The organism is Pontibacter pamirensis (genome assembly GCF_010015475.1).
Lineage (GTDB): Bacteria > Bacteroidota > Bacteroidia > Cytophagales > Hymenobacteraceae > Pontibacter > Pontibacter pamirensis.
On the sequence record NZ_SSNI01000057.1, the window covers coordinates 21,695 to 28,358 of the forward strand.

Genomic DNA, 6,664 nt, shown 5'->3' on the forward strand with positions numbered 1-6,664 from the left:
ACTGTTAGTCCCAGCGGTACTGTTGCGCAAAGTCTGCTACACTACAATGAACGGCAACATTAAACCAAGCAGCGGAAAGCTTATATGCCCAGCATGCTATCCTTCCGCCTCATCACTTTCCGAGCGGTTGCGCTTCCACTCCCTCAAAGGTTATCTGCACAGGCTTGATGTAACCATTCTCATCAAATTCCATTTTGTCGATACAGGTTACCCTGTGGTTACCGTCAGTTTCAGTTAAAGGTCTTCTGTGGTAAACCATGTACCAAAGGTCTTTTTCAGGGTGGTACATTACGGAGTGGTGCCCTGCTCCTGTTGCTATCTGCGGGTCTTGCTGCAGAATAACATTCAACCGCTTGAACGGGCCGAAAGGTGAGTCTGCTATGGCATAAGCGACGCGGTAATCTGGTCCTGTCCAGCCTCCTTCCGACCACATAAAGTAATATTTTCCATCGCGCTTAAACATAAAAGGGCCTTCTACATAGCCTTCGGGAGTTACTTCCTTGTAAGTGGAGCCGTCCTCAAAGGGAACCAGCCCTGTGAAATCATCATTCAGCTTCACGATGTTACAATGGCCCCAGCCACCATAGTACATATAATAGGTATCATTATCCTTGAACACGAACTGGTCAATCGGCTGAGCCCCATTAACAATGTCGTTGATAAGTGGTTTCCCCAGCAGATCTTTAAATGGGCCTTCGGGTTTATCTGCCACTGCTACTCCTATGCCACCTATTTCGCCTTCATGCACATCGTTGGCAGCAAAGAAAAGGTAGTATTTCCCGTCTTTCTGAAGCACCCCGGGTGCCCACATCGCACGTTTGGCCCATTTCACTTCAGCTGTATCAATAATTCTTTCATGCTTGGTCCAGTGCAGCAGGTCAGGAGATGAGAAAGCATCCATAAATACCTGTTCGTCGAAGGGAGCGGAATAGGTGGGGTAAATCCAGTACTTGTCATCGTAGATGATGCCTTCAGGGTCGGCATACCAACCTTCAAAAACAGGATTGCCTGCCGTCGCTGCTTCTGCTGCTTCTTCTATTGTTTTTGGTGCCATACAGCTGTTCAAGATAAATGTTAGGAAGAGTAAACCAAGGCCAATCTTTTTCATATATCATTGTAGTTCTTATACTTAGCTTAAACAATATTTTAGCAGACGCCGCAATGGAGGACCGGGTCTAACGTAAAGAATACCTAATATTTAAAAAATTATGCTAAAAACCTACTCCGCAAGCTTCACGACCACCTTCCCTACCGTTTTGCCTTGCTGAAACAGGTGAATGGCTTCATGCATGTCTTCAAAATCATAGACGTGGCCAATATGCTGTGGCTTCAGCTGCAGCGCCTGCAGTCCGCTGAGCATGTCGAGCATCATATCTGTCTGCTCGTAAAGGTAAATGAGGTTAAAGCCCATGAGCGATTTGTTCTGGGTGGGCAAACGCAGGGGGTCTATTTTGGGGCGCCTCAGAAACTTCCAGATAAGCTTTGGGTAATTAGGTTTTGACCCATGACTGGCAAAGCTAGCATTGCCATACACCACCATGCGTCCCATAGGGGCCATTGCCTTCCAGCCTTGCTCCAGAATTTCACCGCCAATGCATTCCATTATCAGAAGTAGCGGGCGATTTCCAAGTGCATTTTTCAGCTTATCATAAAATAAACTATCCCGGAGAATGACAGCATCATAAGCTTCTTCGTTCTGCAGGAAGTCTACTTTGTTCTGAGAGCCGACACTACCAATGGTATAGGCACCATTTTTTTTACAAATTCGGTTGGCCAGGATTCCCACTCCACCTGCTGCACTATGAATGAGCACGGTCATTCCTTTCTGCAGATTACCTAATTCTGTAAGCGCATAGTAGGCCGTGAGTCCCTGCACCAGGAACCCTGCCCCTTCTTCAAAGCTCCAGTCGGCAGGCAGGGGGAGCACGTAGCGGTGATGGATGTTGATGTGCGAAACATAGCCCCCAAACTTGGTGGCCCCCATCACTTTGTCACCTACTTTCCACTCTTCCACCTCATTCCCTACTGCTACTACTTCACCGGAGAACTCCAGCCCTGGAATAAATGGACCTGCAGGTGTGGCGCTGTAGAGGCCCTGCATCGCGAAAATGTCTGCGAAGTTGAGTCCGACCGCCTTCACTTTTACGCACACTTCATTCGCCTTTGGCTGTTCTAATTGCTCCGTCAGCAGTTTCAGATCAGTGATGGAACCAGCTTTTGGCATGCGGTATACCTGTCGTTCGAGCATAAGCGATACTATAGTTGGTTATCTATAGCAGAACGTACCGGTGCTGGATATGTTCCTGGCTCTGGAGCTTAGGGAAATGTGATGCGAATTAACTGTAAAGATGATGTGCTAAAAACTCATTGCGGAATTTCCCTTCCGGATCATACTGATGAACCAACTGCTTAAAATCAGCAAGCTTAGGGAAGCGTGACTGTAGAACAGATGGGGCCATGGTAAACAACTTCCCCCAGTGCGGCTTCGCATTGTAAGGTGCCAGTACTTCTTCAATTAACGGAAGCAAGAATTTTACTGCACTCCACTCCTGCTTCCAGGTAAAATGAAAAGCCACGCAGGCTTTTTTATAGCAAGGGCTCATCCAGAGATCATCTGCAGCAATGGCTCTTAACTCAGAAACAAACAGGTAAGGGGAGATTTTTTCGTGCAGTTGCTCTATTGCCATCATCGCGTTATAGCCCTGCTCCAATGGGACAAAGTACTCTGACTGCAATTCAGCACCCGCGCTTGGCTGAAAACCCATCTTAAAGTGCGGCAGCCGTTCATACCAATACCCAATGATTCCCATTTGCTCTGTGGCATGCTCCGCCGAAAGTTCTTCCAGGGGATGCATGTGCTCTGTGGCAAGCGTAGCGCTGTAGAATTCAGAAGCTTCTTCGGGGGCACTTTCTTTGGCTATGCTTTTTATCCAAACCTGGTTGATGCTTTTGTTTTTCCAGGTGGTAAATAAACTCACACTATAGCCACTGGACATGATGGAGGTAAAGTTATTTTCCAGTTCCGCCATGGGCAGATTCCTGTACACCACCTGCTTCATGTTGAAGGCAGGCTGAAGGTCTAAAGTTATCTTTGTCACAATGCCCAGTGCCCCCAGGCTGACAACGGCTCCTTTAAACAGCTCTCCATCCTTCTCCTTAGATAGGGAGACGACCTGCCCAGCTGCATCTACGAATTCTAAAGCAGAAACAGCCGTTGCCAGGTTACCATTGCTTACGCCGGAGCCATGTGTAGCCGTAGCACAGGCACCCACAACGGATATGTGTGGCAAGGAAGCTAAATTGGGCAAAGCATAACCCTTCTCCTGCAGATAGGGAGCAAGTTCTCCATAGCGCATACCTCCCTCTACCGTGACAGTATGCGCAGTACTGTCTAAGGATATAATTTTATTTGTAGCGTTCAGCGATATCTGGTTCTCGGTGCTGTCTGCAATTCTGTTAAAAGAGTGCCGGGAGCCAAGCGCTTTGATTTTGCTGCATTTCTTGATGGTTTCCTGTACCTGCTCAACAGTTTTTGGATAATGAATATTTTCAGTCCTGTAACTTATGTTTCCTGCCCAATTAATATTATTCATAGCATTCGTGTTTGTCTGGATGGCATTTGCGATAATGTAAAGGTATGGCTAAAGACTAAAATAGTTGCTGTTTATAACAAACCACCACTGTTTCCCTCCTTAACTTTAAAAATGGATTTAGATAGAGCAAAGGAGACTAAAAAGGAAGTCTATGGAAAAAGATATAGTATAGGCTTTAGACCTCTCCTTTCGTTGCAGTGTCAGGTAAATCTTCGCTGTAGTTTTTTACAAGGTAGTCCATTTCGATATCGATGGCACCCAGGGCGATGCGTGTTTCTGTAATGAGTAAAATAGTGGCATAAAACAGGAAGCCTGCGCCACCTAAACCAAGTAACACGGGTATCCAGACTACTAGAATTCCAAATACCTCCAGCAAACCAATGGATAAGGTGGTGGCCACAAAAATGGACAGCGCGATGTAAAGAAGGCTCATTACCTGCTGGAGCTTTCTGGATCGGCTCGCGGCTCTCTCCAGAAGCTTGTAAATAAGCTCTCTTTTTACCGCCGATTCGTTATGATCCTTTGTTAGAACCAATTCCTCAAACTGTTCAGATAACTTGCGGGCCCGCTCTACACTTCGGGCAAGTCGCTGGGAGGTAGTTAAAATCAGTTGTCCTGTCGCCAGGATAAGCACCACCGGGGTGATCATGGCAGTCAGGTCGCTAAGTGTTGGCATATCGTTTCAGATTTCTTGTTTTATAGCACATGATTTGCATCATCAAAAGTGCAGATTCAGTATTTTAAATTCTTACTTTACAGGAACAAGCATGAATTGTTTTACTATAGCTTAGGTCGGAAATTAACTTATGGGTTATTCTTTTCGGTTAGGCAGTATATAGGAAAGCAAGGTAGCATGCTTAACAGGAAGTCAGTAGTAACGCTAAAGGGCACAAAAAGAGTTTGAAACAAAACTTTAGCCAATCGGTTATGTACCCTCAGCCTATCATATACACTGTCAACTCTCTTTACACGTAACAAAAGCGCGGACATTTAACTCTTTCAACAAGCCTGTGGCTTTTGAAGGTCTGATATAAAAGTTAAATTGATTAAAATTAAATGAAGAAAAGCATAAGAGCCTCTATATATGTTCTCGGTTTTATACTGCTGCTGGCTATTGTAGCCAGCTGTTCGTTGCAGAGGCTCTCGCCGCAGTTTGGCGCCGTGGTAAAAGGAAACCGACTGGAAACAATCAAACAGTCTCCCAATTACTTTGAAGGCGAGTTTCACAACCCAGTCGAGACGAACATGGACATCGGCTTTAAGGGCTATATGAAGCTGATCTCTTCAAGGCTTTTCGAGGAAGCAGATAATCAGCGTCCGGATTATGCGCTCCCGGTGCATAAAATCGACACAAACAGATTTGATGCCGTTCAGGACACGGCCACCGTCATCACCTGGATGGGACATTCTGCATTTCTAATAGAGATAGACGGCAAGCGTCTGCTCCTGGACCCTATGATGGGCGACAGAGCCTCCCCTTTCAGCTTTATTGGCCCTGAGCGGTTTTCTGAGTTGCCTGTTTCCGTTGAGGACCTGCCCCGTATAGATGCCGTGCTGATATCGCACGATCATTACGACCACCTCGACTATGGCTCTATTCAAAAGCTGTCAGAGAAAACAGGGCACTTCTTTGTGGCCCTCGGTGTGGGCGCGCACCTGGAGCGTTGGGGCGTGCCTGCAGCAAAGATAACGGAGATGGATTGGTGGCAGGAGGCTTCGTTCGAGGGCCTCACCTTTGCCTCCACCCCCTCCCGGCATTTCTCCGGCCGCGGGCTCTCCGACAGAATGAAAACACTCTGGACGTCCTGGGTTATATTGGGCAGCGAAGATCGTATCTTCTTTAGCGGCGATTCCGGCTACTTTAACGGCTTTAAACAAATTGGTAGGAAGTACGGGCCTTTTGATATCACGCTGATGGAGTGCGGCCAGTACAATGAACTCTGGCCCAACATACATATGATGCCCGAACAAACCGTGCAGGCGCACATCGACCTGAAGGGAAAACTGCTGATGCCCATCCACTGGGGCGCCTTCACCTTGGCCATGCACAGTTGGACAGAACCTGTTGAGCGCGCTACTACCAAAGCGGCTGAGCTGCAGGTGCCAATTACGACTCCACTTATAGGGCAACCAGTGATTTTGAAGTCTAAAGTGCCGATGGAGAAGTGGTGGCGGGAGTGAAAGTGGATGGTTGAGTAGTTTAATTTTGATAAACTTGTTTCCTAGGAATTTGAAGGATCCACGAGCAAATGCCGCACGATAATATACCTCAAATGCCGTGATAATATTGCTCTTCATTAAGCGCCGGATAGCAACATGCCTATGTGAAGTGACAGGACAAAAGTCCCTCTTCGAAGGGGGTAGCCACTCTCTATTGCAGAATTCTCCCCTTGAGAGTATGGTCGTTTCTTGCAAGCAGATTCTCCCCTTGAGGGGAGCGTAGAGGGGTGTTTACATCTGCGGACCACCGTTCTTGCTTGTAGTTTAGGAGAAAAAAACGACCCTACCCTTGAAGGAGTAATAGGAGTATTTACTGTTTGATTTTGCTGTCTTGTATATACAAAGTTATTTCGGTCAGCACATACATAATTTTTTTCTTCACGTCTATATCATCGAATCTCAAAAAGCGTACATCATAAGCTTCTAATTCCTTTTGTCTCATAATGTCATAGCTTATTTTGTGATCATGGCTATCTCCATCTACTTCAATTGCTAATCTTAGCTCATGGCAATAAAAGTCAACAATGTAATCCAGCATAGGAACCTGCCTGTGAAACTGATAACCTAGTAGTTTCTTGTCTTTGATTTCCTGCCACAGTAGCACCTCCGAAAGAGTACTGTTATTTCTTAATTCTCGGGCTTTAAGCTTTAGGTCAGCTCGGTACGGAATTATACTGTTTCGCTTCATATAAACATAATATCATTTTATCCACTCAAATAGAAACATCCCCCTACCCCCTTCAAAGGGGTAGGGCCGTTAAGTTCTACTTAACGTAAACTAAATGGTTTGGCAAAAGGAGGTAAAGATGGAAACGAGCGGAGTTAGTTTACTGTCATGTTTGCGGGAAGTA

At 46.2% G+C, this 6,664-nt stretch carries 6 protein-coding genes; 1 reads left to right on the top strand and 5 read right to left on the bottom strand.

The features are described 5' to 3' along the window. Positions 1-112: 112 nt before the first annotated feature. The 4 genes from E1919_RS25295 to E1919_RS25310 all read right to left on the bottom strand — a co-directional run bounded on the left by E1919_RS25295 (position 113) and on the right by E1919_RS25310 (position 4,269). Positions 113-1,054 (bottom strand): glycoside hydrolase family 43 protein, encoded by a 942-nt coding sequence (locus E1919_RS25295; RefSeq protein ID WP_237144850.1) that lies wholly within the window; start codon positions 1,052-1,054, stop codon positions 113-115. Positions 1,055-1,219: 165 nt separating this feature from the next. Next, positions 1,220-2,248, bottom strand: coding sequence for an alcohol dehydrogenase catalytic domain-containing protein (locus tag E1919_RS25300; RefSeq protein WP_162056203.1), 1,029 nt, complete (start codon positions 2,246-2,248; stop codon positions 1,220-1,222). An 88-nt stretch (positions 2,249-2,336) separates the two neighbouring features. Next, positions 2,337-3,593, bottom strand: coding sequence for an FAD-binding protein (locus E1919_RS25305; RefSeq protein WP_162056204.1), 1,257 nt, complete (start codon positions 3,591-3,593; stop codon positions 2,337-2,339). 175 nt (positions 3,594-3,768) lie between these two features. Beyond that, positions 3,769-4,269 carry a DUF2721 domain-containing protein gene (locus tag E1919_RS25310; protein ID WP_162056205.1) on the bottom strand — a complete coding sequence of 167 codons (501 nt, stop codon included), beginning with the start codon at positions 4,267-4,269 and terminating at the stop codon, positions 3,769-3,771. 380 nt (positions 4,270-4,649) lie between these two features. On the opposite strand from E1919_RS25310, the gene E1919_RS25315 reads away from it, so the two are divergent. Further along, positions 4,650-5,774: an MBL fold metallo-hydrolase gene (locus E1919_RS25315; RefSeq protein ID WP_162056206.1), complete on the top strand. Its 1,125-nt coding sequence runs from the start codon at positions 4,650-4,652 to the stop codon at positions 5,772-5,774. 349 nt (positions 5,775-6,123) lie between these two features. Here E1919_RS25315 and E1919_RS25320 read toward each other — a convergent pair whose 3' ends face one another. Further along, the gene (locus E1919_RS25320) at positions 6,124-6,501 is read right to left on the bottom strand and encodes an endonuclease domain-containing protein (protein ID WP_162056207.1); all 378 of its coding nucleotides are present in this window, start codon (positions 6,499-6,501) and stop codon (positions 6,124-6,126) included. Positions 6,502-6,664 lie beyond the last annotated feature (163 nt).